Source organism: Nibrella saemangeumensis (assembly GCF_039541915.1).
Taxonomy (GTDB): Bacteria; Bacteroidota; Bacteroidia; order Cytophagales; family Spirosomataceae; genus Nibrella; species Nibrella saemangeumensis.
This window is the reverse complement of the sequence record NZ_BAABHD010000069.1, coordinates 1-23,570: the sequence shown is the minus strand read 5'-3', so window position 1 is coordinate 23,570 and position 23,570 is coordinate 1. Positions and strand designations below refer to the sequence as shown.

18 protein-coding genes are annotated in these 23,570 nt (G+C 45.8%); 12 read left to right on the top strand and 6 right to left on the bottom strand.

Annotation, left to right across the window (positions count from 1 at the left end):
- The first annotated feature begins 32 nt into the window (after nt 1–32).
- Nucleotides 33–4,766 (top strand): DarT ssDNA thymidine ADP-ribosyltransferase family protein, encoded by a 4,734-nt coding sequence (locus ABD949_RS19640; protein WP_345246143.1) that lies wholly within the window; start codon nt 33–35, stop codon nt 4,764–4,766.
- Between the two features lie 551 nt (nt 4,767–5,317).
- On the top strand, nt 5,318–6,517 hold the full coding sequence (locus tag ABD949_RS19635; RefSeq protein WP_345246141.1) for a tyrosine-type recombinase/integrase: 1,200 nt from the start codon (nt 5,318–5,320) through the stop codon (nt 6,515–6,517).
- 253 nt (nt 6,518–6,770) lie between these two features.
- Here ABD949_RS19635 and ABD949_RS19630 read toward each other — a convergent pair whose 3' ends face one another.
- Nucleotides 6,771–7,160, bottom strand: coding sequence for a hypothetical protein (locus ABD949_RS19630; protein ID WP_345246139.1), 390 nt, complete (start codon nt 7,158–7,160; stop codon nt 6,771–6,773).
- Nucleotides 7,161–7,275: 115 nt separating this feature from the next.
- A complete protein-coding gene (locus tag ABD949_RS19625) occupies nt 7,276–7,707 on the bottom strand; it encodes a winged helix-turn-helix transcriptional regulator (protein ID WP_345246137.1) in 432 nt (143 codons plus the stop codon).
- Between the two features lie 142 nt (nt 7,708–7,849).
- Between ABD949_RS19625 and ABD949_RS19620 the strand changes: the two genes are divergently transcribed.
- Together ABD949_RS19620 and ABD949_RS19615 are read left to right on the top strand one after the other, a co-directional pair.
- The gene (locus ABD949_RS19620) at nt 7,850–8,752 is read left to right on the top strand and encodes a pirin family protein (RefSeq protein ID WP_345246135.1); all 903 of its coding nucleotides are present in this window, start codon (nt 7,850–7,852) and stop codon (nt 8,750–8,752) included.
- Nucleotides 8,753–8,800: 48 nt separating this feature from the next.
- Entirely contained in the window at nt 8,801–9,184 is a 384-nt protein-coding gene (locus tag ABD949_RS19615; RefSeq protein ID WP_345246133.1) for a DoxX family protein, read from the top strand.
- A gap of 274 nt (nt 9,185–9,458) precedes the next feature.
- Here ABD949_RS19615 and ABD949_RS19610 read toward each other — a convergent pair whose 3' ends face one another.
- Nucleotides 9,459–9,680: a cupin domain-containing protein gene (locus ABD949_RS19610; protein WP_345246131.1), complete on the bottom strand. Its 222-nt coding sequence runs from the start codon at nt 9,678–9,680 to the stop codon at nt 9,459–9,461.
- Nucleotides 9,681–9,879: 199 nt separating this feature from the next.
- On the opposite strand from ABD949_RS19610, the gene ABD949_RS19605 reads away from it, so the two are divergent.
- Together ABD949_RS19605 and ABD949_RS19600 are read left to right on the top strand one after the other, a co-directional pair.
- Nucleotides 9,880–10,329, top strand: coding sequence for a LexA family protein (locus ABD949_RS19605; protein WP_345246129.1), 450 nt, complete (start codon nt 9,880–9,882; stop codon nt 10,327–10,329).
- A gap of 1 nt (nt 10,330) precedes the next feature.
- Complete coding sequence (locus ABD949_RS19600) at nt 10,331–11,611, top strand: Y-family DNA polymerase (protein WP_345246127.1); 1,281 nt, start codon at nt 10,331–10,333, stop codon at nt 11,609–11,611.
- A 10-nt stretch (nt 11,612–11,621) separates the two neighbouring features.
- On the opposite strand, the gene ABD949_RS19595 is transcribed toward ABD949_RS19600, so the two are convergent.
- The 3 genes from ABD949_RS19595 to ABD949_RS19585 are packed head-to-tail and all read right to left on the bottom strand — an operon-like array spanning nt 11,622 to nt 14,885.
- Nucleotides 11,622–12,368 (bottom strand): LytR/AlgR family response regulator transcription factor, encoded by a 747-nt coding sequence (locus tag ABD949_RS19595; RefSeq protein WP_345246124.1) that lies wholly within the window; start codon nt 12,366–12,368, stop codon nt 11,622–11,624.
- Nucleotides 12,368–13,777 (bottom strand): sensor histidine kinase, encoded by a 1,410-nt coding sequence (locus ABD949_RS19590; protein WP_345246122.1) that lies wholly within the window; start codon nt 13,775–13,777, stop codon nt 12,368–12,370. The genes ABD949_RS19595 and ABD949_RS19590 overlap by 1 nt, the downstream gene beginning before the upstream one ends.
- Nucleotides 13,778–13,814: 37 nt before the next feature.
- Nucleotides 13,815–14,885 carry a hypothetical protein gene (locus ABD949_RS19585; protein ID WP_345246120.1) on the bottom strand — a complete coding sequence of 357 codons (1,071 nt, stop codon included), beginning with the start codon at nt 14,883–14,885 and terminating at the stop codon, nt 13,815–13,817.
- Nucleotides 14,886–15,262: 377 nt separating this feature from the next.
- On the opposite strand from ABD949_RS19585, the gene ABD949_RS19580 reads away from it, so the two are divergent.
- From ABD949_RS19580 to ABD949_RS19555, 6 genes are all read left to right on the top strand, one after another.
- On the top strand, nt 15,263–15,799 hold the full coding sequence (locus ABD949_RS19580; protein WP_345246118.1) for a helix-turn-helix transcriptional regulator: 537 nt from the start codon (nt 15,263–15,265) through the stop codon (nt 15,797–15,799).
- Nucleotides 15,800–15,970: 171 nt separating this feature from the next.
- Entirely contained in the window at nt 15,971–16,216 is a 246-nt protein-coding gene (locus ABD949_RS19575; protein WP_345246116.1) for a helix-turn-helix domain-containing protein, read from the top strand.
- Between the two features lie 245 nt (nt 16,217–16,461).
- Nucleotides 16,462–21,588, top strand: a complete 5,127-nt coding sequence (locus tag ABD949_RS19570) for a methyltransferase type 11 (protein WP_345246114.1) — start codon at nt 16,462–16,464, stop codon at nt 21,586–21,588.
- A gap of 228 nt (nt 21,589–21,816) precedes the next feature.
- On the top strand, nt 21,817–22,149 hold the full coding sequence (locus tag ABD949_RS19565; protein WP_345246112.1) for a hypothetical protein: 333 nt from the start codon (nt 21,817–21,819) through the stop codon (nt 22,147–22,149).
- A gap of 62 nt (nt 22,150–22,211) precedes the next feature.
- On the top strand, nt 22,212–23,186 hold the full coding sequence (locus ABD949_RS19560) for an ArdC family protein (protein WP_345246110.1): 975 nt from the start codon (nt 22,212–22,214) through the stop codon (nt 23,184–23,186).
- A 236-nt stretch (nt 23,187–23,422) separates the two neighbouring features.
- A partial coding sequence (locus ABD949_RS19555; protein WP_345246179.1) for a helix-turn-helix domain-containing protein occupies nt 23,423–23,570 on the top strand: 148 nt, incomplete at its 3' end.

Here is a 23,570-nt window from a genome sequence, read left to right as displayed (position 1 = left end):
GATTTTAAACTCAGACAAGCTGCCTTCGGAATATGGAATTAATTTGTTTAGTAGATCATAAATTAACGGTTTCAGAATACGTCTACCCAGTAATCTTTAAAACTACTCACCTTGCAGAGAAAGAAGATATAATTCTTTGTGAAGTTGTTCAAAAGAAAGGAGGACACATTAAGAAGGCTGAACTAGCTTTGTTACTTGGCCTATCCATAGAAGATACGCCACAGAAAAAAATATATGCAGACCCTGGTGAACAAAAAATATTTTCGTTCTTTGTAGATAAACTACAAAAGTACCATCTATTAGAAGAAAAAGAGATAAAGGTTTTAGAAAGTAAAGAAGAGTTTTTATTTATTACAGACTTAGGCGAAGGAGCAATAGAAAGTGGGAACAAACACTTGTTTTCTAAAGAAGGTATCTTTAAAGGTTATAAGTTTGACGACTTATCCGCAGATGGAAGCTTCCCATTTTATAAATATTTCGAATTAAATAATAATACAAATAGCGGTAAAAATTGTTCCCCACGGGAGTATCTTGAAATTAAAATTAAAGCCAAACCCTTTCAATTCTATACAGAGGTTTTTCAGAATGAGGTAAATGCGAAGGAAAACGGCATAGAAGTTACATGTATAGGTAAAGGTAACTTTCATTATCGATTTGACGTGGTCTTATCTTGTAAAGTTGAGCTAAGTTCTACGGGCGACTACTATGTAACTGCTATACATGACGAAAAGGAGGATAGTTACCTTACTCATCTACTAAACGTTATATATAATGAAGCAATCAAATTAGAAGTAATCAGAGAAGCACAATTTCAATCCTTATGGGGTAATCCAACTTCTGTCTTTGATAGCAATAACATTTCTGAGTTTAAGGATAAGTGGAACTGGTCAGCGTTAGTTATAGACAAGAGGATTCAGTGGGATGATCCCTATATTTTTGAGCAGTTTATACAGCAAGACGTAGAGATATGGTCAACTGTTAGCGAAGTTGCACCCATAAATTTTATCCAAGAACATTTATTTGAGTACGTCTCTTATTGGAACTGGACATCCATCTCTGGAAGGCTTCAGTCTGATTTCATATTAGAGAATATCATAAAAGAAGAATGTCACTGGGACTTTGAAGAGCTCTCCACTCGTGGAAGTGAATTTATTAGAGACGGAGTATTACTAACCTATAGTAATAAAATATATCCACGTTGGGCGATTCATTTGTGTCAAAGCGAGCTAAGCGATAACTTTATTTATGAAACTTTCAACCAATTTTCCAATTATAATTATCAAGAACTACAAAGTAGAGGTGAATCACTTGTGGTTAAGATTCTTAACAAATCCGCTGAAACTGGATATAGGCCGCCCTTCGATTACAATGCTTTGACGAATTCACTTTCATTAGACAATATCAAAGAGAGTCTGTCAAGTTTAGGGAAATATCTTAATTGGAGCATATTAATACAAAGAGTGTCTGTTGAAGACCCAGACTGGTTAACAAATCCGTCCTTTTTAGAACACCTAAATGGAAATGCTAATAGAACAAATTCTTTTACAACAGAGAAGCTGGAGTGGGATGAAGTGTTGATAGATCTCATGGATGAACTAGGTTTACTCCGGTGGAAAAGTTACGGTGCTGATAAAGGATTTGAATGCAACGAACATATCAAATGGTCATTACCATTATTTTCGAGATATAAAGAAAAAATTTCTTCAAAACAAGGTCACGCTCATGTAAGTGCGTCTATAAATTCTGTCGAATTCATCCGACAAAACCCAGAGTTTAGTTGGGATTGGGTCCAAATTGCCCTTAATAAACATTTTCAAATTGATGAGAACATACTCGACGAATTTACTAATATTGTAGATTGGAGTGCTTTATCAACTGAGCTTCCTGAACTATTTATTGTTACAAGGCTTGAGCGCTTCAAAGAAAATTGGGATTGGGATGTACTATCTAAAAGAATTTCTGCCGATATAATCAGCTACTCTCTTAGAGCTTTCCCTTGGAACTACCTAATACTTTCCAATAGAGAAACGTCCTTTTTAGACAAAGTTCTCCAATTTGATAATGCGTTGTTCCAAGCATGGAACTGGTCAAGTTTAGCTAATAAACTTTCTATAGAAGTATTGTATAGATTATTAGATGCTATATTCACAAAGCTTGATAACTCTTCAAATGAAATTACCACATTTTGGGAGCATTTAACTGAACGTTTACCGGCTATTTATATTCTTGAACATGCCCAGTATCCATGGAATTGGCATTATCTGACAAGAAATATAAATAAAGAAGCTATTACTGCGTACTTAGTTCAACGCAGGGACAAATGGGATTGGGTTTTCCTAACTAGTGTTATATATGCAATAGAAGAAATTAAGAATTTATCTCTTACTTATAAGGATATTACTTCATATTGGGACTGGCCATTCATTATAGATAAACTTTACACAACAGAAGCTATAGAAGCTGATTTTTATTTTATATGCGACAGCTTGTATCTACTTAAAGGTACGGATAAGTACAGTACTTCATGGAGTATAATAACTAGGAAAGTCAATACAGAGTTCTTATACGGACGCCTTATGCCTAATGATGATGGAGATTATATCGCTCTAGACTGGGGATATATATCTACCTCGGGTAGGCTTCCTTGGGAAAATAGAAGTTTCATTGAACGTTATTTGGAGAAGTGGAATTGGTTGGAATTGTCTAAGAATAACAAAGTAAATGCTAGACTAGAATATTTGAGGTTATATCGTAAAAGATGGGACTGGACTTACATATCAGAAAAAAGTTGGTTTTTGCGTAACGAGATAAAGGACAAAAACGGGAAGGAGTTTGGTGAAGAGGAATTTTCTGAGGTCAGAGATCGAAACTTAAGTGTTCTTCGTCAATTTAAGGACGAAATTGATTTTGGAGCTTTATCGAAGCGAAGAGATATACGTTTTGATGATAAGCTTTTAGCAAAGAGTTCCCGTTGGGATTATCAAATTCTTTCCAAAAGCATAAATCTATTTATAAGTTCCGAGTTTCTTATTAATAATCGAGATATTGATTGGGATTGGCAGGCCCTTTCGAGCTATTCTAATATTACACCATTATATGACGAAAAAGGCGAAGGTCTCCTTAGCAATGATGAATTGATAAAGAAGCCTTGGGATTGGTATACCATTGGTAGTCGTAAGGATGTTGTGTTTTCCTTTGACCTAGTTAAAAGGACTAGCGATAAGCCTTGGGACTATTACAATTTAACTCCAAAACTTTTTCTTGACTCAACTAAAGTTCGCCAACTTCTTGGATTACTTAAAGACAAGCCATTAAACTGGCAATACATATCTAAGAATATTGACTTTGCTAAAGCTGATGAAGATCAATCTGAAAAAAGGCAATCTTTGCTTTCTTTGTATAAGGAGCAATGGGACTGGAATGAACTATCACTTTCAGCAAGTTTAAAATCTAAATTTGTGGATATTACCTTTATTCAACAATTTGAAGAAAAGTGGAACTATAGATTGCTTAGTAAAAATCCAGAAGTTTATGAAAACTCTGATGTTATAGCTAAGTTGAAACATAAACCTTGGGATTGGAAGTTTCTTAGCGGAAAGATCAAAGCGACTGATGTTTTATTGGAAGAGTTAAAAGATGTTTTAGACTGGTCCACCTTATCTGAATCATCTTTGCTTCAGATTACAGAGGATGCATTGATTAGATATAGACGATATTGGAACTGGAACTCATTATATAAAAAATCTATTGAAAGAGAAGAGAAATTCTTTTATAATACTATAAATAAACTTTTAGACCAGGATTGTCGACTTTTATTTCTAAAAAGATTATCTGAACAAAATTCTCCTTGGAAAGGAAACATCTACCATTACGCTCATCTTGAGAATGCTGCTTCCATTCTAAATCAGGGTAAGATTAAAAGCCGTAGATTGGCAGCTTTTAAAGATACAGCTGCTCAGCAGATTGTTTGGCGCCGGACAGATCCGCACTCTTATGCAAGGTTTTACTTTCGCCCTAAAACTCCTTATCAATTTTATACAGAAAGGCTTGGACGCAAGTTTGGTTCGCCTTTTCAGGTTGAATATCCAAAATGCCCCGTTCCTGTGTTTTTCCAACTTAATTTATCAGAAGTTCTGTTTGATGAAGAAATACAGGATAGTTACTTTATATCAAATAATAATTTTCATGCTGATTGGACAACAATTAGCAGTCTAGATAAAGCGGTTCATACTTTTTCCTATTCAGGTGTATATAGAAGGTATCAAAGAGATATACCAGATATTTCTGAATATAAACGACAAGTGCAGCAGGAGTTTGTAATCTCAGATGAACTCGATATCACAAAATACGAGTCACTTTTGATTATCTGTGAAACCTCAAATGATGCTCGTTCTTTGTTGAGTAGCTTAGACAATCCAAGAAAATGGATGGATAAAATCAAAGTTTCAGAAGGAGATTGTTTTATGGACTTAAACTCCTATGTAGATGTCCAACAGTATTCAGATATAATTATAGCTAAAGCTGTTCAAAACGAGTATGCTCCTGTTATTGGTAAAATTAAATTTGCCTCTGACGATGAAAATTTTGAGTGTATTAGCTCAGGCCGTATTTACAGAGAAACAGCTAAAAGTATTACAGCTGATGGGTACTTAGAACTGAAGTTAAGCACCCCTGAAACTCAATTTACAATCCAATGGATTGATGAATCAGAAGTGGCATGGAATGTATATAAATCGAATGCTCAAGAGCAAGTAGTATTTATTTGAAGTCATTAATTATTTGACGTTAGTACGACCTTTACGGCACTAAGCTATACGAGTTTAATACTCTCTACTTCATCTTTGATCCCCTTAGAGTGAGGTGTGTTGAATTTTAATATAGGCTCCACTTCCAAAGGTAGAATAACTAGCTTGGCAACTCAAAGCTACAAAGTAAAAATTTGACAGTCATTGAACGAGGGTCTAGACAATGTCAAAGTCGCCGTTGTGAACCTATTAGTTACAAACAGAAAAAATTTACAACCGTCGAACGAACGTTCGCTAGATGTCAATGTGCTAATTTTGTATAATAGGTTACACTACAAAAATTTTACAAATCTTAAACGCCCGTTCAAGCCTTGTCTCCTGTCCTGACTAGAATTTCCTCTTGCCTCTTCTAATCTAAAACAGATATGTAACTATTCATGCTGATTTAGTAGCTATAACATTTTAACAACGGTCGTTCTTAGCAAGTTTTTTCACCATCTTGTAAAGACTAATTTATAAGAATTGGTGAAATAGGAAAAATTTCCTTTCTTTACAGGCATATCTAAATGCATATGTCGCTGTTGGACAGACTCACTAACCCCTTATCAACAGAGCTAGGTAAAGCTCAGTCCCGATATCCGGTTAGTCAACTCATTCGCTACTTTGCGGCTGACTTGCCAAAGTCCAGTAACTATCCACGCCATGCCAAAGCGTACGTGCGTTACTGTCTGATGGAGAAACTGGGTATTGATTCCTTTAGCTTCGGCCGCTACACAGCCGATCTGCCACCCAACTGCGTGTCTCCACTGCGAAAGTTTATGCTCTTCTACCAGGCTATCGGGCAGCCGCAGGTGGTGGCCGATACCAGGCAGCCGAAGGTTCCGCCGGCGGCTAATGATCTGGTGCTGCGCTTTATTAGAGAAGCTAAAAATCTCAGGGGCGAGCATTCTAAAGAAACTTATACCAAAGCGCTCAATACTTTTTTTGCGTATGTGGCCGACCAGCAGCAGTTAGGCCAGTCCGCTTCGCTTAGCGGCATTACGGTTGCTGATTTTGTGCAGTATCTGAAGGCAGAAGATTACTCGGCCTTTACCGTTAACCTATATCTCTCAGCCGTCAAACAACTGGCTAGCTGGTGTATCCGCAAACGGGAGGAGTTAAAGCTGGAGTCTGAGCAGCTTAACGCCCTGCGCGACATTGCCGACGTGAGGGGACTCGCTATAGAACGTACCTTTTATAAGGACAGCCTGGAAAGATCCGAGCGCCAGCAGCTGCTGGCCGATACCGAGTCGGCCCGCGATAAAGCGATGCTGGCCTTACTGGGGCTTGAAGGGCTCCGAACGGTAGAGGTAACCCGGTTGCGGCTGGGCGATCTGGATTTTATCCGTGGGCAATTGTTGGTGCTGGGCAAAGGGAAGCACACCCGCAAGGCCATTAAATTCTTTGCCGCCTGCCGGGAGCTGCTGCAGGCTTATCTGGAGGAGATCGGCCGGTGGCCGCTAAAGCCGGAGCATCGAAGTGAATCCCTATTCCCAGACCTGAAGACGTATCAGATCCGGTACGTAGTCGATAAGCAACTGCGGAAACAGGGACTCAAGCGCAGCGGGATGTCGGCCCATAGTCTTCGCCATTCGGCGGGGCAGTTACTACTTGAAGATGGCGTTAGCCTAGAGCATGTGCAGCAGCACCTACGACATGAAACGCTGGAGACCACCCAGTTTTACACCAAGAAGAAGACTCGCAGTACGTATTTTCAGCAGTTACCGGATTAGGGCTTGACTGATGCCTATACAAAACGAAAGGCACCTCCTGGTAGAGGTGCCTAATTCGGGTATGTGCTTATGTCATGTAGTGATGGTGTGGATGACAAACACCCTGATTTGGCTGGATGGCCCTCTGCTCGTGTTTGTAAAACAAAGCTAAAGACTAGTTCACCTGGCTCAAGGCCTGTGTATGCTAAAGGGGAAAAATCGCTTGTTCAACCGTAAAAAAAGGAGTCTCAATCGATACCTCCAATCAGCCTCTTTAATGAATCTGACGGATTTTCCGAATAGCTTTAACCAAGTCAACAGAGGCTGAGTCTGTACCTGGCTTGACAATGCCTCCACTCAGGCCTTTCACTCGGAATGACTCATGAGGCTTGATCTCGTGCCAAACTTTGTGGAGATGCTCGTCCATTAACCGGTGTTGCCTGTCAAAGTAGCTGATTCTGACTATGATCTGCGTAAGGCTATCGGAGTTGTTTGTTAGGGTGAAATCGTGTTCACAAACTTCGACTTCGTCATAGATGTGATTGGGGTCGGACCTGGTCCATACCGGATTACTAATAACTAAGTCGGTTGGCGGCTGGTAGATGGAGTCATTTACCGATTGACAGGCGGCTAAAAGCAGAAATATAAACAGGATTTTGTCCATGATATGTCTGTATTAATAGCAGCAACAAATGGCTCCAGATGCAAAAAAGCTGATACTGCACTGTTTACTGGTAGCCGCTTCCATTGATTCAATCAGATAGGATAGAGCTAGCCATTTAATCGGTTATTAACGGTACAATAACCTCGTTCCCTTTGTTTACCACGGCATTTGCCTGCTGGGCTGTTTCGTTAAGCGGGCTCTTCAGAATGAACTCCCGATGGGAGACACCCCATTGCCGGAGCGCTTCAATAACCTCCTCCAGCGATTCACTGTGCGGAGTCAAGGCATAGGTCACTTTTATGGGGAAGGTATCCTCAACCGTTCGCTTTACCAGGCCGTTCATCACCAAATCCTGCAACTCTTTGGATAACACCCGGTCGGTAATGCCATGCACCTCCCGACCAATTTCACTAAACCGCTTTTCCCCAAAGGTCAATGCAACGATGATTGGCAGTTTCCATTTGCCATTTAACACATCCAGCGCGTCCCGAATGGGCCTCAGAATGGACATACACTCGGTATGGCTTGCGTCCGTTGGTTTTTCCATAGCCTTCACTGCACTATCCTGAAGTATAGTGCTATCTAAAAGTATAGTACTTACAAATGAATAGTAAAGGTACGTACTTTTGGTCAGTTATTTACCGGTTGGCACATAACAATTGTATGCGCTGGCCTAACTGAACAACAACATGGAAAGGCAATTAACAATGTCACGCGATGTGGCACTTACACGCAAATTAGTCAGTATACAGACTCCTGCTCCACAGCCGGGTTTTCTGGGACCGGGCCATACCGCCCGACCCGTCATTCAGGTAAGCTATTCCGACAGTGACCCGTTTATTATGCTCATGGACGATTGGCTCGATAAAAAGAGCGATGAACCCGTTGGGGGTTCGCATCCTCATGCCGGATTTGAAACCGTTTCATTACTGCTGGAAGGCGAAATAGGTGGTTCACCACACCGCATGAAAGCAGGCGATTTTCAATTAATGACTGCCGGAAGCGGTATTATTCACACCGAAACGATTGATACCAAAACTCATATGCGGCTGTTGCAACTCTGGCTGACGCTGCCCGAAAAAGACAGGTGGGCTACTCCACGGGTGCAGGACCTGCCAATTGAGCATGTACCAACCCTAACTGAAAATGGCATAACCATCCGACTTTACAGTGGGAAGTTTGCCGGACTGATCTCACCTGTCCAGAATTACGTACCCCTCATCATTGCCGACATTCAACTTCAACCGGGTATTAACATCACCCAGCAGTTGCCGGCATCGTTTACGGCCTTCTTATATATTATTGAGGGCAGTGTTGCCGTAGGAGAAGAGCAAAAAGTGCTGCAACAGCACCAGGTAGGTTGGCTGAACCGGTTTTCTGATGATGGCCCAAGTGACCTGGAACTAACCGCTGGGAAAGATGGCGGTCGTCTGGTGCTATACGCCGGACAGCCTCAGCATGACCCTATTGTTTCACACGGCCCTTTCATTGGGGATACTCCGGACGATATTAAACGACTGTATCAGGAATTTCGCCAGGGCAAAATGAAGCATGTATCAACCTTACCGGATGCCCTGCAAATCAGGTACTGATTTCGTTCGCGGAAATATCTCTTTCTAATTACAAACCACTTTACACTCATGAGTCCTAACGTTAAACGTGTTCTGACTATCCTATTTACAGTGCTCGCTGCAGGTATGGTCCTCCTTAGTGGCATAATGAAGCTGATGCAATCGCCCGACACGATGGAAGCATTCCGCAAAGCAGGTGTTGCGCAATATGTAGTGCTCCTGGCTGCTATGGAGATTGGCTTTACGCTGGTGTATCTGTACCCTAAGACCATGAAGCTGGGGTTTATTCTGCTTTGCTGCTACTTTGCCGGTGCTATCGCTACCGAACTTTCGCACAGCACACCGCTGAATGCTATCCTTCCCATGGTACTTATCTGGATATCCGCTTTTTTGCGGGATAACCGCATTTTTCTGCCCGGTCAAAATCTAAAACAATCGGGCATGCCTGGCTGATGATTTACATTGATCCAATATGCTTGATTAGTTCTGGCATTAGCGTTATCAGGAACAAGAAAGAAAAAATGTTCGCTTTTCATTTCTTGTTCCTGATTTCTTTATGGCATGGGGAAACAAACCAGCCCTTGTAGAGTACTCTGCTCTATAGCCTGAAGCATCAGGCATAAATTTTGACCATACAGCCTTACCTAAATGGGTGCTGGCTCCGTTCAATGTCCGCATTATCCGCATAAAAGAGAGCCAGCCAGATTGTTTCCTGCGCTGGATCGGTCTAGGCAACCCGGTGCCTGAGATGCGCCGGTATATTCACGTGCATGCCGGCGGATAAACGGATGGAGTCGGTTTGAGCCTCCACTTCCAGAATTGCCTCTCCCTGTAATACCAGCACCCATTCATGTTCCGTTTGATCATACCAGTAATCTGGCGGTGACTGGTGGCCACGGGAGACAATCCGCTCCAGCCGAAATTCTCTGCCCATCAGCAAAGTCTCCATCAATTCCTCAGGCAATTGGCTAGGGATGCCTGTTAATAAATTCCCTATTTCCATACATGTTTTGGTCAGTGTGCAGACCGGTTCGTTTGATGGTTAAGTAAGCACATCAGACTTCTATACCATCGGACTGGGTGAGCAATAATTGCTTTACCGCTAACATTCGCTTAATATAGCGCCCAACAGTAAACAACCAGCGGGCATGATAGCGGAGCGTGACTTTATTCCGGCCGAGGACATCATCAAAGCAAGTGTCTCCTCAAAGCTGCTAATCCCTTTTTTCCAGTCCTACGTCCAAGCGGGATTTCCGTCGCCAGCCGACAATTACCTCGAACGGGTCTGTGACCTCAACGATCTGTGCGTCACCAACGCAGAGGCTACGTATTTTGTCCGGGTCACCAGTGACAGCATGTTCGACGATCGGATTGAGGCCGGAGATGTCTTGGTAGTTGACGCTTCACGAGATCCGGTGGAAGGGAAAATCGTCGTAGCCAGTTTAAACGGTGACCATACCGTCAAGCGCATTCATTATTCGCGTGACGGGGTGGTGCTGCTGCCAGCTAATAACAAGTATAAGCCTATTTCAGTTAAAGCGGGTGATGATTTCAGGGTACTGGGCGTAGTAACCTATGTGATTCATAAACCCATGTAAGATGATCGCCTTAGTGGACGCGAACAATTTCTACGTTTCCTGCGAGCGTAGCTTCAAGCCGGCCTTGGAGGGACGTCCCGTTATTGTATTGTCCAATAATGATGGCAATGTGGTAGCCCGCTCCCCGGAAGCCAAGGCGATCGGCATCAAAATGGGGCAACCATTTTTTGAGGTTGAGGAGCTTATTAGTGAACACAACATTGCAGTGTTCAGCAGTAACTACACCCTCTACGGAGACATGAGCGCCCGAATCATGAGCACGCTGGGTCGTTTTGTGGAAGAGGTAGAGGTATACAGCATCGATGAAGCATTTCTGAATCTGAAAGGGTACGAGTCCGTTTATCCGGATCTGGTTGCCTTGGCCCAGCAGATTCGGGCCACCATTGCGCAGTGGCAACGCATCCCGGTTTCCATTGGCATAGCGCCGACAAAAACGCTGGCTAAAATTGCCAACTGGTACGTAAAACGACAGCCGGCGCATAACGGGGTTTTGTTGCTTAGTGATCCCGTAGACATCGAAGCCAGGCTGCAGGAGTTTGACGTTAAGGAACTGTGGGGGATAGGGCACCGGTACACGAGCCTGCTGAAGCGTAATGGCATCAAAACCGCCTGGCAGTTGCGCCAATGTCCGGACGACTGGGTCCGCCAGCACATGACCGTGAATGGCTTACGGTTAGTCTATGAGCTTCGTGGTACGCCCTGCAAAATGCTCGAGCTGGAGCCTGCCCCCAAGAAAGCCATCTGTACGGCAACTAGTTTCGGGCATCTGGTGCCTGACTTAAAGAACATGACCGAGGCCCTGACTACCTATGTGGCCCGAGCGGCCGAAAAGTTGCGCCGGCAGCACTCAGCGGCCGGGGTAATGACAGTATTTCTGCATACCAACCGGTACCGCCGAAGTCCTAACGGTGAGCCCGCTAAGCAGTACTACAACAGCCGCACCGTCCAGCTTCCCCACCCCTCAGCCAGTACACCGGAATTGGTCGGTTATGCACAGGCGGCTCTCACCTCAATCTTTCAGCCGGGTTACCTGTATCAGAAAGTAGGAGTGATTTTGACTGGTTTGGTACCGGATAGCTATATACAGAAGTCGTTTTTCCAGGCAGATCCAAGTGAAGACCTGTTGAAATTGACGCGCATCGTCGATAAACTTAACAGACGCTACGGCCGGGATAAGGTGCGTCTGGCTGGCCAGGGCTTCAGCCCCACCTGGCCGATGAAGCAAAAGTATCTTTCACGGTGCTATACCACCCGTTGGAGTGATATTTTACAGGCCGACTAAGTTTCTCCCCTCACTGGTTCGCTATTTTTCTTCTGAGCGTTTTCTGCTCAATAGCTTTCAGGAACGTCTTTTTGTATAGCTCACCCAGCGGGATGAGTTTAGGCTTTTCCTGCCGTTTCACCGAAATTTGTTCTTTGTCAACCTGATCAATCTTGCTGTAGGCTACAATAAAGGACTTGTGAACGCGGGCAAAGAGTTTCTTCGGAAGCTGATCTTCAATATCACTGATGGATAACAGCACATTGATCCGGTCCGCTTCCGTGTAAATAGAGATGTAGTTTCGTTCGCTCTCAATCCAGGCTATATCCTCAAAGTAAATGCGCTGCAATTTCCCTTCCGACCTGACATAGATATACGTGTCAGGGCCTTCTGTGCTTTCCTCTTCCTGCCATCCGCCAATTACCTGCCTGGCTTTTTGCACCGCTTTTGAAAAGCGCTCGAAAGAAAAGGGTTTATGCAGAAAGTCTATTACATCGTACTCATAGCCGGTCAGCGCATATTTCGGATAAGCCGTGGTAAATATATAACGCTGGGTACTCCCCATAATCCGAACGAAGTCCAGGCCGTCAATTGAAAAGTTGGGCATCTCCATATCCAGAAAGATCAGGTCGACTTTATGATTTTCCAGATACAGTAGGGCTGAGTTGGGATCAGTAAAGTAAGCTTCCAGCCTCAGAGTTGGCACTTTTTCAATGTATTTGCTAAGCTGGGTGATGCAGATGAGCTCATCATCCAGAATGATGCAGGATAAAGCCATTAATTGTATATGATTAAGTGACAGGAAAAAACGTCGTCGGTTTGGTTGATGTCGAAGTGGTAGCGTTGATAAGCCAAATCCAGCCGTTGCCGCATATTGGCAAGCCCGATGTGATTGCTTTCAAACCGCTGCTTTTTGTTTTTCAGATTCGAGGTAAAGTACTCGATACGGTCCTCATAGGCAATCAAATCAATGATGAATGGATGCTCCGGATTAGTGAGGTTACCATGTTTGAACGCATTTTCAACCAGACCAATTAGCAAAAACGGCAGGATCTCTTTCTGCTCAACCGGCCCATTTACCGAAAATTTGATGAACATCGGGTAGCGCAATTCGTGCAGGTTGATGAACTGCCTCATATAGTTGATTTCCTCCTGCAGGTTCGCCGTTTGAAAATCATTGCGCATGCTATAGCGCATTATCTCCGACAGCTTGATGATCGATTCGGCCAGTTCCGGATAAACATCCTGGGATTTGATATAAAAGTAGTTCAGGGTATTATAGAGAAAATGCGGATTTACCTGCGCTTTGAGCGCTTTCAGTTCAGTGCTTAGCGATTCCTGCTGTTGCAGAAGCCGTTGTTCCTCTGCGCGTTTGGTAGCCTCAATGGCATCTTTGATGTCGTCGGTAACCTGCGGTATAACCTTGAACAGATCCAGAGCAACCCCTGCAAAGAAATAGGCCGTTGCCGCTGCTACCAGCAAAAAGATAATCCAGGTATTGAAATAGCGTGAGGCACGTGGAGGATTTAGATGGCTGGCTTTTAGGACTTCCTGCCGTTTTAAAGCCCAGGGTTGGTGTTCTTTGAGTGCGTTCTCGTAGCGGATGGATTCCTGGGGTGTCAGGTAGTTATATTGGTAGGAGTAGTTCAGTTGTCCGAACGTCACGTACGAAAGTATACCAATCACGACACCGGTCCAGGCCATCATCGCGGCCCGGCCAAGTACCATGGCCGACAAGACAATCAGCGAATGGGCTAGCCCGAAATCAGTGATAATAGCATCGGTCGACGGATTGCCAACGCCCAGCATGTTGGCCACACTCATCAGCATGACCGACAAAACACTCGTCCAGCGGAGCGTTAGTTCAATTTTCTGGTTTTCTTTCAGTTTGGCGACATTCAGGCGAATGTTAAACACATAAATGTCGCGTTCCTTCAGGCTGAGATACGCATAAACGGCGGAAACAAGATTGGCAATCCAGACAAAACTGTAAATAAACCCCAGAATTGGAGCCGGCACAAACGAACCGGTCGCAATCTTCTCACTGATCAGGAAAAGTGGTGTTAAGATCAGGTAAGAGACATTCAGCAGATACAACATCTTCCGCTGAACATTCGAAAACGGTCTTGTCAATTGCTGACGCGAACGTTCGAGTAATTCTTTTAACTGAATTTCTTCGTGATTCATTAGTTGAGGCAGACAATAAGTTCGTTGCGGACAGGAGCTATGAATAATCAAAGCAGGACATGTATACGGGTGCCTGTCCTAAGGAAATATCGTTGGGGAGGTCAACCGCTTTAACCATTACATGGGTAGTTACTTCCGGCTGAAACTGGCTGAAAAGGCCCATTTTCTTTTGGGGCAGCAAGGTTATAAGGGGGTCTTTCTGGTCAATCTGCCACATGGCCGTGTGTATATTGAAGTGAGCCAGTACACTTTCGAGCAATACCGGCAACAGCTCCGGTCGTCCTTTTTCGACGTAGACACCTTCCAACACCACAAAAGCCTGCCGTGAGGGATTAAAGAACCGGCGCAAACCAGGGATAAACGGAGCTACTTTGCCGATGAGTGTGCCAAAGGGACCGGGTATATGCACCAGTTGCCAAACAATTGGATTCGCCTGCACGCCGGCTATAATGCGACCGTCCTCTTCCAGTGTAAAATATTGACGATTGTAGTTAATATTGATGAAGTTCTGAAAGCCATAGCCGGCAAACTGCTGTTGAACAAGGTGGAGCGTCCGAGCCGGGTCAATGGTAGACGCTTCCCGAAAACGGGTGTCTTTAACAGGCGAGTACCGCCGGAACATATACGTTTTTAGCTGAGCAACTGATTCAAAGTCTTCCTGTGTGGATACTGCCATGGAGCGAGTATTCTTCGCTTCGATGAACGAGTAGAACAGGTACGGCGGCTGTTCCTGCCGGTGGATGTAATCGACAGCCCTCGATTTAAGAAGCTGACCATATCCCTTGCACTGATCCTTATCGCGAACCGTCAGATAGCGGCCGTAGAAAGCGGATACTGATCCAAAAGGGAAACCAATCATGCGCTGATCCAGGCAGTAAATCCCGACGAGTTCGTCTCCCTGGTAAAGGTGGAAAAAGTATGGGTTATTCAACTGGTGTATTTTATTCTCCTGTCCAGTCTGGCGGTATCGAATTCCTTTCGTGCCGTAGGTAGTTTGTTGCAAAAGGAGGATGGCCTGCTCGTCGGCTTGTGAAGCAACAGTTAGCCTGAGGGGGCCATCCTGATACAGAATGGCTGGTCGAGAGATAGCAAATACGTTGAGTTTCATGTCGATTACTAAAAACCGAATTACAAATATAGCGAGTTGATAGACGAATAAGTATAAATTTTTATAACACTTGTAAACTTTTAATACCTACTTATCCGCTTATATGAAGATAAAATATCTAGAATGTTGCAATTAATACCGTTCTACTACAAGCACTCAACGTATTAAGAAAGTATCCTCTGTCCTCAAAAATTTCAGTTATGTCCTTTGCCATGGGGTGTTTGTACCAGGCGTAGGTTTTGAAATCGACTTTCCCAGTTATTTTACTACTAGGGTTGATGAGCGGCTGTTTTCCGGCTGAGATAAGAATAACTACGGTCGCAAAAACCTACGTCAGCTCAATCCAACCCGTATGAAAAACTTTTCAGAAATAGTGAATGAAGGAGATGAGCATAGAAAAAGCCGGAGCACCGGCGTATTGGGATGCCTATGACCTGCTGTACGAGTACTATACCTTACACGAATCCCGTTATCAGCACTTTCTTACAGGACCGGTTCAGGAAGACCTTGAATCTGGCATGTTGGAAAGTCTGGTGGAATACCTGACCATTCTAACCCTGCATGCCAGGAGTTTTCAGAAGTTCCTGAAAAAATCTGCTTATAAAAGGCTGGTAGAACAAGCCTATCAGCAAAGTAAAGAGGAGCCCGATCTTCCCTTAATTGGTGCGCGTACAATTGGCGACGCTTTACGCTGGGAAATTTTCATTGCTGATATGACCCTTGCCGAATTCGCGCGTAAGCTGGCCATATCTGTCAAAGATCTAAATGACCTGCTTACTGATAAAGCAGGCATTACTGAGCCAATAGCGCGGGCATTAGCCAGTATAACAACGCTGGACTATTCAGGATGGATGGCGTTGCAAAGAGAATGGGAACTGACTCATTCGGACGGCCGCAGTTCCAATTATGAATAAAGCAAGCTTCAACATTCAATAAAACAGCCGAGCCGGAAATAACTCACCTGCCAGTCTTGTACATACATTTTTACATACCCTGTCCGGTAAAATAGTGGTAATACGTATGTTGAGAAGCATTTTCTATGTATTTCCGAATACATTTGCAGCGTCAAGATATGAAAAGAAGCTATGAGCAAAAAAGAAGATTACGACCTCCTGCAATTATTGGCCGATAAAGGGATCAAACAAGGAAAACTGGCCGAGAGCATGGGCATCAAAGCCGACTACTGGCTGAAAAGCAGAAAGAAAGGCTTATCGAATCTATCTCTGGAGCGAATCATTCTCATGGCCGATTTTCTTAACATGGACCCCGAGGAGATCTTCGAATACAGCTACAGAACTTATAAGAAGCACAAAGGAAAAGTTAAAAATTAACTAATTTCCAATTAAGCTTTTTTCGTAAAGAATACCCTGGCTCCCCCATTCAGCGTATTCGATTTACCCGGCATGTTAAAGATTGCTACGGCACGCTAGTGGCTGTTTTTAGTAGTTGACTTTAGGGGAAATGGGCTATTTTTCTTTATTAGAATAAGTGTTAATGGTTTGGTAGATAAGCTGTTAATAAGTATATTTATATAGAAAATCAGTCAAGGCCGGCCCGGTGTGACAGGGCAAAGATCATGATTCGCCATACCCGGAGATCATCCGTTACCGCTGTGCCTGTCGGTAACCAGCTACCCCTTTTCGGCGATTACGCCAGCCCCTTCTTTGCGCAAAGCCATACCCAGCAACGTATTCAACAGGCAGTAAGTGAATGCCTGCTGTCGGCGGACGTTGAACCCGTCCCACCCAGCTATTTCCGCATTGGCTCCGATGCCATTTTGTTTCCAGTTAGCGAAGCCGCCCGCCTGAAAGCCAATGTAAATGCTATTCGACTAATAAAGTCCTTACAGAAGTTTCCTAAACCGGAGCTAACACCGCAGGAGCAGGAACTGTTGCTTCAATATGTGGGCTGGGGTGGACTGGCCAAGGTGTGGGACCAGGAGCCCTTTCAGCTGATGCAGGCAGGCCATACTGCCGATGCCCCTACGGAACGCTGGATACGTCAGTTCGGCTCAGCCCGTCTGGAATTGGAAACTCTGTTAACGTCCGAAGAAATCGCCTTAGCTGAAGCATCGACCCTCAACGCATACTATACCAGTCGGCTTTTAGTTGAGAATATCTGGCAGGCAGTATCCAGGCTTGGTTTTAGCGGGGGCCGGATTCTGGAACCCGCAGCCGGTACCGGTCACTTTAACGGGCTAATGCCGGATGCTGTCCGAAAGAATTCTTCGGTAATAGCCGTTGAAAAAGACCTGATCACCGGTGCCATTCTGCAAGCGCTTTATCCGGAAATAGAAACCCACCTGTCCGGCTTTGAGGAAGTAGAATTGGAAAATGCCTCCTTCGACCTGGTTATTGGCAATGTCCCTTTTGGCAGCTACAAAGTGTATGACCCGCATCACCCCGATTTATCGGCTCATCTGATTCATAACTATTTTATTGGAAAGTCGGCACGGCTGGTTCGGCCGGGTGGGTTAGTCGCCCTGATAACCTCTATGGGTACGCTCGATAGCCAGGATGATTCGTTTCGGAAATGGCTGAACGGTCCCGGTGACATGGATTTGGTGGGTGCCATTCGGTTACCGTCCTGTGCATTTGAGCAGAGTGCCGGCACCCAGGTGACAACTGATCTGCTGTTTTTGCAGCGCCGGGAGGGTGTTAGTCGCCGGTTTTTTGATAACGTATATACCCGTACGGCGACGTTGCTTTCTGAGCCGGTTGCTGGTTCGGACGGCGATACTGACGTTCGGCTGTTACAGGTCAACGAATACTTTACCCGCAACCCGGAACAGATGCTGGGTACCATGACATTTGCGGATACGGTCGGCAAAGGAGGTCTGTACCGGGGAGATCGTACCACACTTTATATGTCACAGCCGCAGGAACTACCGCAGCGGCTCACACAGGCTATTGAGCAGTTGCCGCAGCAGATTCTTTCGCTACTAAAGGACCGTAAATTAGACCAGCCGCAATCTCCCCAACAGCCGGAAGTACTGAACGAGTCGGTCAAGATTCGCGGTCGGTTCTATACTAAATCGCTGGTGATTCGGCAGTATGAGCTTCTGAAAACAGCGTTCTTAACATTAATCCGGAGTGAGCGAGCCGGGGAAGTTGATGCAGTACTCGACCGACTTAGGGCAGCTCTGAACGAGCATTACGACCGGTTTGTCCGCTATTTTGGTACGCTGACCGCTAACCGTTCGCTGCATTTTCTTGATGAGTACGATCCGCAATATGGTACTGTCCAGGCGCTGGAAGTTTTTGATAAAACAACCCGAAAGCTTAGAAAAGCGGATATTTTCCGCCATGTGGTCTATCCCCAGCTTTGCCCGCCGAAGCAGGCCGGGAACGTAGAGGATGCGTTGCGGTTGTCGCTAGCCTATGAAGGCTATATATCCCTCACCAAAATGGCGGAATGGTTGAGTATTCCAGCCGAACAGGTACGGGCACAACTACTAAACCAGCAATTAGCGTTTGTGGAGCCGGATTCCGGTAAACTCATCGACCGCGATAGTTTCCTGTCGGGCAATGTTCGCCGTAAGCTCATTCGGGCGAGCGAAGCCGCCAAACAGCAGCCGGAACTGTACCGGAATGTTCGGGCGCTGGAATCGGTATTACCGCCGGCTAGACCTGCCAGCCTGGTAAGCTTTCAATTAGGTTCGGTCTGGATACCCGACGACATGATTACCGATTTTGTCCGTCAGACCTTAGCGATGAGTAGCGTAACGATTCGCTACAACAGACGGGCGGCTGAGTACGAATTGGACCATGAACAATGGACGGTTCAGAACCGCAGTTTGGGTACCGATCGCCGGACCGCGTTAGACCTCATCGAAGCTGCCTTGAACCAGAAAACGGTAGTGATTACCAAAACCATAATCGACCTCGAAGGGAAAGAGCGGCAGGTAAAAGATGTGGAGGCTACCACTCAAGCGATTCAGGCGCAGGAACACCTGACCGAGTTGTTTACCGACTTTATTCGGGAGAACTATTCCCCACGTATCGAAAAGCTGTACAACGAATTGTTTAACAGTCACGTAGCCCGGCAATACCGCGAATTTCACCTGCCGGTTTATCCGGGCGCTAACTCTAACCGGCTCTTACGCCGGCACCAGAAACAGGGTGTAGAGCGCATTAAGGAGCAGGATACCTTATTAGCCCATGTGGTGGGTAGCGGTAAAACGTTGACCATGATTACGGCCGCTATGGAATTAAAGCGGCTGGGTATGGCACATAAGCCCCTGCTTGCCGTGCAGAATTCAACGGTGGAGGACTTTGCGGCCCAATGGCGTTTGCAATATCCCTGGGCGAATGTGTATGTACCAACCGCGGCCGATATGGAAGCAGCCGGTCGGAAGCGTTTTCTGCAACGCATTGCCACGAATGATTTCGATGGTATTGTGATTCCCCAATCGTTTCTAAAACTGATACCCGATGACCCCGCCAGCGAAGATGCCTTTCTGACGGAGGAGCTAGACCGGGTAGAAGCGGCCTACCAGTCGGCTGACCGTCGGGGTGATGACCGGCGAAAGAAACTGACGGTTAAGCGCATGAATGAAATCCGGATGCGCATTGAAGCACGTCGGAAACGCCAGGCTGACCGGCGCAAAGACAATATCCTGACGTTTGACCAATTGGGTATAGATGCGCTGTTCCTCGACGAGGCCCACGCCTATAAACGTCTTGGATTTAACACCCACCGCCGAAACGTAAAGGGCATCGACACGGCCGGTTCCGAGCAGGCACTTTCCGCTATGTTCAAGTGCCGTACGGTGCAGGCAAAAGGTGGCCGAGTGGTATTGGCAACGGGTACACCTATCTCAAACACCATGGCGGAGGCCTGGACGATGCTCAGGTACATTGCCCCGCAACGGCTGGAAGAAGCGTACCTAACCACCTTTGACCAGTTTGCCGGTACATTCGGTTCCATCATTCAGTCTTTTGAGTTAACCACTGCCGGGAATTTCAAAGCGGTAGAGCGCTTTGCCCGGTTCGTCAATGTCAAACAGTTATCGGAAATATACCGCTCGCATGTCGATGTTATTCTAAACGAAGATGTAATCGAGTTTCAACAAAACCAGACCTTGCCCAAGTTGCTGAACGAGGAATACACTCGGATTCAGCTACCACAGACAGAAGGTGTACAGGCAGAGTTAGAGCGCATTCGGGCTACCCTGAAATGGTACGAACACTTGTCGGGCGACGAAAAGAAAAAGAACATGCACATTCCGTTGGTGATGTTTGGGCAGGCACGTAAGGCAACATTGGATTTACGTCTGCTGTCGGCCGCGAATCCGGATGAAGCCGGCAGCAAGACCAATCAGGCAGTACAGCAAATTGTACGCATTTATCGGGAATCCGATGCTTACCAGGGTACTCAATTGGTGTTTGCCGATCTGTTTCAAAGTCCGGAGCGGGAAAGCATCTGGTACGACGAAGACAGCGAAACAGACGATTCATGCAATGGCAGGGCGGAGCGGAAAACCGTACGGTTCCACTTATTTGAGGATTTAAAACGAAAACTGGTTGAGCACGGTATTCCGGCCGAACAGATAGGCATTGTGCCGGAGGAGGCCCACAAGCGCGAAGCCTTGTTTGCGCAGGTTCGGTCTGGTCAGATTCGGGTACTGATGGGTACCAGCGAACGGATGGGGGTAGGCGTGAATGTGCAGGAACGGTTAGCGGCTCTCCATCATTTGGATGCACCGAACCGGCCGACCGATTTTGAACAGCGAAACGGGCGCATTATCCGGCAGGGCAACCTTCACGCAGTCTGGAATAAGCCGGTTGAAATCCTGACCTATGGCGTGGAGAAAACATTGGATGCCACAGCCTACGGCCGTCTGGCGATTAAGCAGAAGTTCATCAACCAGGTATTGAAAGGCAACGGCCTTGAGGATTCCATTAGCGATGTTTCCACCGACGATGATTTTTCGAGTATTTCCTTTGACCAGATGATGGCATCCCTCAGCGGTTCCCAAACGGCATTGCTGTACACTCAGAAGCAGTTGGAATATAACCGGCTGATTCAGCAGAAAAAGAACTGGCAGCGGACTATTCTACAAGCGCAAGTGGAAGTAGAACGAGCCCGTCGGTTCATTGCCGAGAAGACCTCTCTCCTACCCCATCTGGAAGCCGAAGTTGATATTTTACAACTGCGGTTCCCCCGCACGACCGAACGGTCACTTCGGATTGAATCGGTGGAGGTAGACGGAGTGGCGTATCACCAGGATTGGCACGAACCGCTGAAAGCATTGTTTGAGCGGATGAAGGGCGCTCTGAAACGGCACCTCGCACCGCAGGAGACCATCAAAGTAAATGGACTGCTGCTCACCCTGACGGCCGATTGGTATACCAACGGGTTAGGCAAAACGGTAACTGCTATCCAGTACCGCTGGGGCAATCTGATTCAGGGCAGTTTAACCACCGCACAGGGTTTAGCCGTTTCCCTACGGGCGCAGGTACAGGCCGCCGAAGGAGAACCCCACTATCTGCATCAAGAGTTAGAAAAGGCCAGAACGATTGAAACCGAATACGGCAAAAAAGTTAATCTGCCTTTCCAGCATGAAGTCGACCTGGAGCGCATTGCACAGGAAATAGCCGAACTGCAACGGCTGATGGAAGCGGAGAGCCAGGCGGAGGCTGTTTCTCCGCTCCCTACGGATAAAACTAATGAATTAGCAGCCGAGGCCATAGCTGCGTAGCCCGTAGGAGCAGGAAAAGAGAAAGTCTTTTCCTGCTCCTAAAATGGGTACTTTCCTGTACGTTGAAAAAGAACTTAAATCAAGGAATTTAGTGAGAGCATAAGGGGAGAAGGGGGCTGGTTCTCAATTAAGAAAACAGGTTAATAGCTTGGTATATAGGTATATAGCTGCTATCTTTATACAAGAAATCAATCGAAAGCCGGTCCGGTGTGATAGGACAAAACAAATATGGTTGCTTCTCCTGAATCCGTCTCTTTTGCGCAGCTATTTGCCCTAACCGCAAACTTTGCGGTCGATTATCAGCGAATCATAACGTCCATTCAGCAGCAGTCGCCCGGACGGGTGGCCGTGAACAGCTATCCGGTAAATAGCCTGGAAGAGGTGCTAAACCGGTTTACCCACCTGCATTTGACTACCACACCCGGAACCCGGACAAAAAAGGCTTTAGCCATCGCCGATAAATTAGGCTTTCAGGTGATCCCCTGTGAGGTGAACCTGGAAGCAGGCCGCCGGCTACATTACTTTCTGCTAACCCGCAGCCCAGAACAGCTTTTTTCCTGATTAAACTATTTTCTAATTCTTAATTGCAAACTGCCGGCCCGGTGTCACAGGGCAAAACACCCATGAAAACCCGTTCTTACCCCAAGTCTGCCCCAGCTTCTGCCAATTGGAAACCGGTGGACATTTACCAGCGCGTGACCGACCTGATCGTAAAGCGCATGGAGGAAGGTTTCTTCCCCTGGCGTAAAACCTGGTCAGTAACCGATGATGGCAGTGTTGAGTTGCCCCGCAATTACCTGACCGGACGGGTCTATTCCGGAATCAATCTGCTTCTATTGGGTAGCCTGCCTTACGACCGGCCCTATTACCTGACGTTTAAGCAGGTTAAACAGCTTGGCGGTACAGTCCGTAAAAATGCTTCTGGTGCTATGGTGGTGTTCTGGAAGGTAGAAACCGACGAAGAAGCCACCGAACGCGGAGAGCCTACCAGCCGTCGTTTTTTGTTACGCTACTACTATGTATTCAACATTGCCGATGTGGAGGGTATCGATTTTACACTGCCTGCGCTTATACCGCTAGCGCCTAAACTGGCAGATGAAAAGCTGATCGCCTGCCGTGCCCTTATGGATGATATGCCCAATCCGCCAGCTATTCGATACGGCAATACAAGCCGGGCATGTTATAACGTAAAGCGGGACATGATAAATATGCCCAAGCCCGAGAACTTTGAGACCAGCGCTAACTTTGCGGTAGTTGCCTTTCACGAATTGATTCACTCAACCGGACATCCCAGCCGTTTAAACCGGCCGGAGTTAGCTAAGCCTAATAAGTTTGGATCTTGCAACTACGCTAAAGAGGAACTTACGGCCGAGATCGGAGCCTGCTATTTAGCCGTAGTTTCAAGAGTTGACATTACTCAGGCGACCATTCTGGATAACTCAGTAGGGTACCTGCAAAATTGGTTACAGGCCTTAAAGAATGACAAAACGCTGATCATCAAAGCGGCCGGACTGGCCCAGAAAGCTGCTGATTATGTGTTGGGGGCCACCAGCGTGGAGTTGCAGGAGTTGGAAGAACCGGAAGCGGTAATCTGCTAAAAATTCGGCCAAGAAGGGGAGTCCCCTTCCTGGACCTACCCCTGTGCAACTCGCAAGCTTGTTAATTCCCAATTGGAAGAAGCTGATACATTTAAAATAGCTAAACTTAACACAAATACAATGCGAATTTCAGAGTGGGCGTGTTTACAAGTCACCACTTTCAATTATATTGAACTAGTCAAGACTTAATCTGACAGTTTGAAAGTTTTTGTACCTTCAAACCACTGATTAAGACGATGACAACACAAGAGAAAATCATTAAGAACAAGCTAGGTATTTTTAACCTAGCTGACCAGCTTCAGAATGTTTCTAAGGCTTGTCGGATCATGGGCTACTCCCGGGATAGCTTCTATCGCTTTAAAGAACTCTATGAACAAGGCGGAG

Coding starts and splice junctions, on each gene's coding strand:
- ABD949_RS19620 (WP_345246135.1), top strand. CDS start 7,850: ATGGAAAGGCAATTAACAATGTCACGCGATGTGGCACTTACACGCAAA.
- ABD949_RS19580 (WP_345246118.1), top strand. CDS start 15,263: ATGAAGGAGATGAGCATAGAAAAAGCCGGAGCACCGGCGTATTGGGAT.
- ABD949_RS19575 (WP_345246116.1), top strand. CDS start 15,971: ATGAGCAAAAAAGAAGATTACGACCTCCTGCAATTATTGGCCGATAAA.
- ABD949_RS19605 (WP_345246129.1), top strand. CDS start 9,880: ATGATAGCGGAGCGTGACTTTATTCCGGCCGAGGACATCATCAAAGCA.
- ABD949_RS19570 (WP_345246114.1), top strand. CDS start 16,462: ATGATTCGCCATACCCGGAGATCATCCGTTACCGCTGTGCCTGTCGGT.
- ABD949_RS19560 (WP_345246110.1), top strand. CDS start 22,212: ATGAAAACCCGTTCTTACCCCAAGTCTGCCCCAGCTTCTGCCAATTGG.
- ABD949_RS19565 (WP_345246112.1), top strand. CDS start 21,817: ATGGTTGCTTCTCCTGAATCCGTCTCTTTTGCGCAGCTATTTGCCCTA.
- ABD949_RS19635 (WP_345246141.1), top strand. CDS start 5,318: ATGTCGCTGTTGGACAGACTCACTAACCCCTTATCAACAGAGCTAGGT.
- ABD949_RS19640 (WP_345246143.1), top strand. CDS start 33: ATGGAATTAATTTGTTTAGTAGATCATAAATTAACGGTTTCAGAATAC.
- ABD949_RS19615 (WP_345246133.1), top strand. CDS start 8,801: ATGAGTCCTAACGTTAAACGTGTTCTGACTATCCTATTTACAGTGCTC.
- ABD949_RS19625 (WP_345246137.1), bottom strand. CDS start 7,707: ATGGAAAAACCAACGGACGCAAGCCATACCGAGTGTATGTCCATTCTG.
- ABD949_RS19590 (WP_345246122.1), bottom strand. CDS start 13,777: ATGAATCACGAAGAAATTCAGTTAAAAGAATTACTCGAACGTTCGCGT.
- ABD949_RS19630 (WP_345246139.1), bottom strand. CDS start 7,160: ATGGACAAAATCCTGTTTATATTTCTGCTTTTAGCCGCCTGTCAATCG.
- ABD949_RS19600 (WP_345246127.1), top strand. CDS start 10,331: ATGATCGCCTTAGTGGACGCGAACAATTTCTACGTTTCCTGCGAGCGT.
- ABD949_RS19585 (WP_345246120.1), bottom strand. CDS start 14,885: ATGAAACTCAACGTATTTGCTATCTCTCGACCAGCCATTCTGTATCAG.
- ABD949_RS19595 (WP_345246124.1), bottom strand. CDS start 12,368: ATGGCTTTATCCTGCATCATTCTGGATGATGAGCTCATCTGCATCACC.
- ABD949_RS19610 (WP_345246131.1), bottom strand. CDS start 9,680: ATGGAGACTTTGCTGATGGGCAGAGAATTTCGGCTGGAGCGGATTGTC.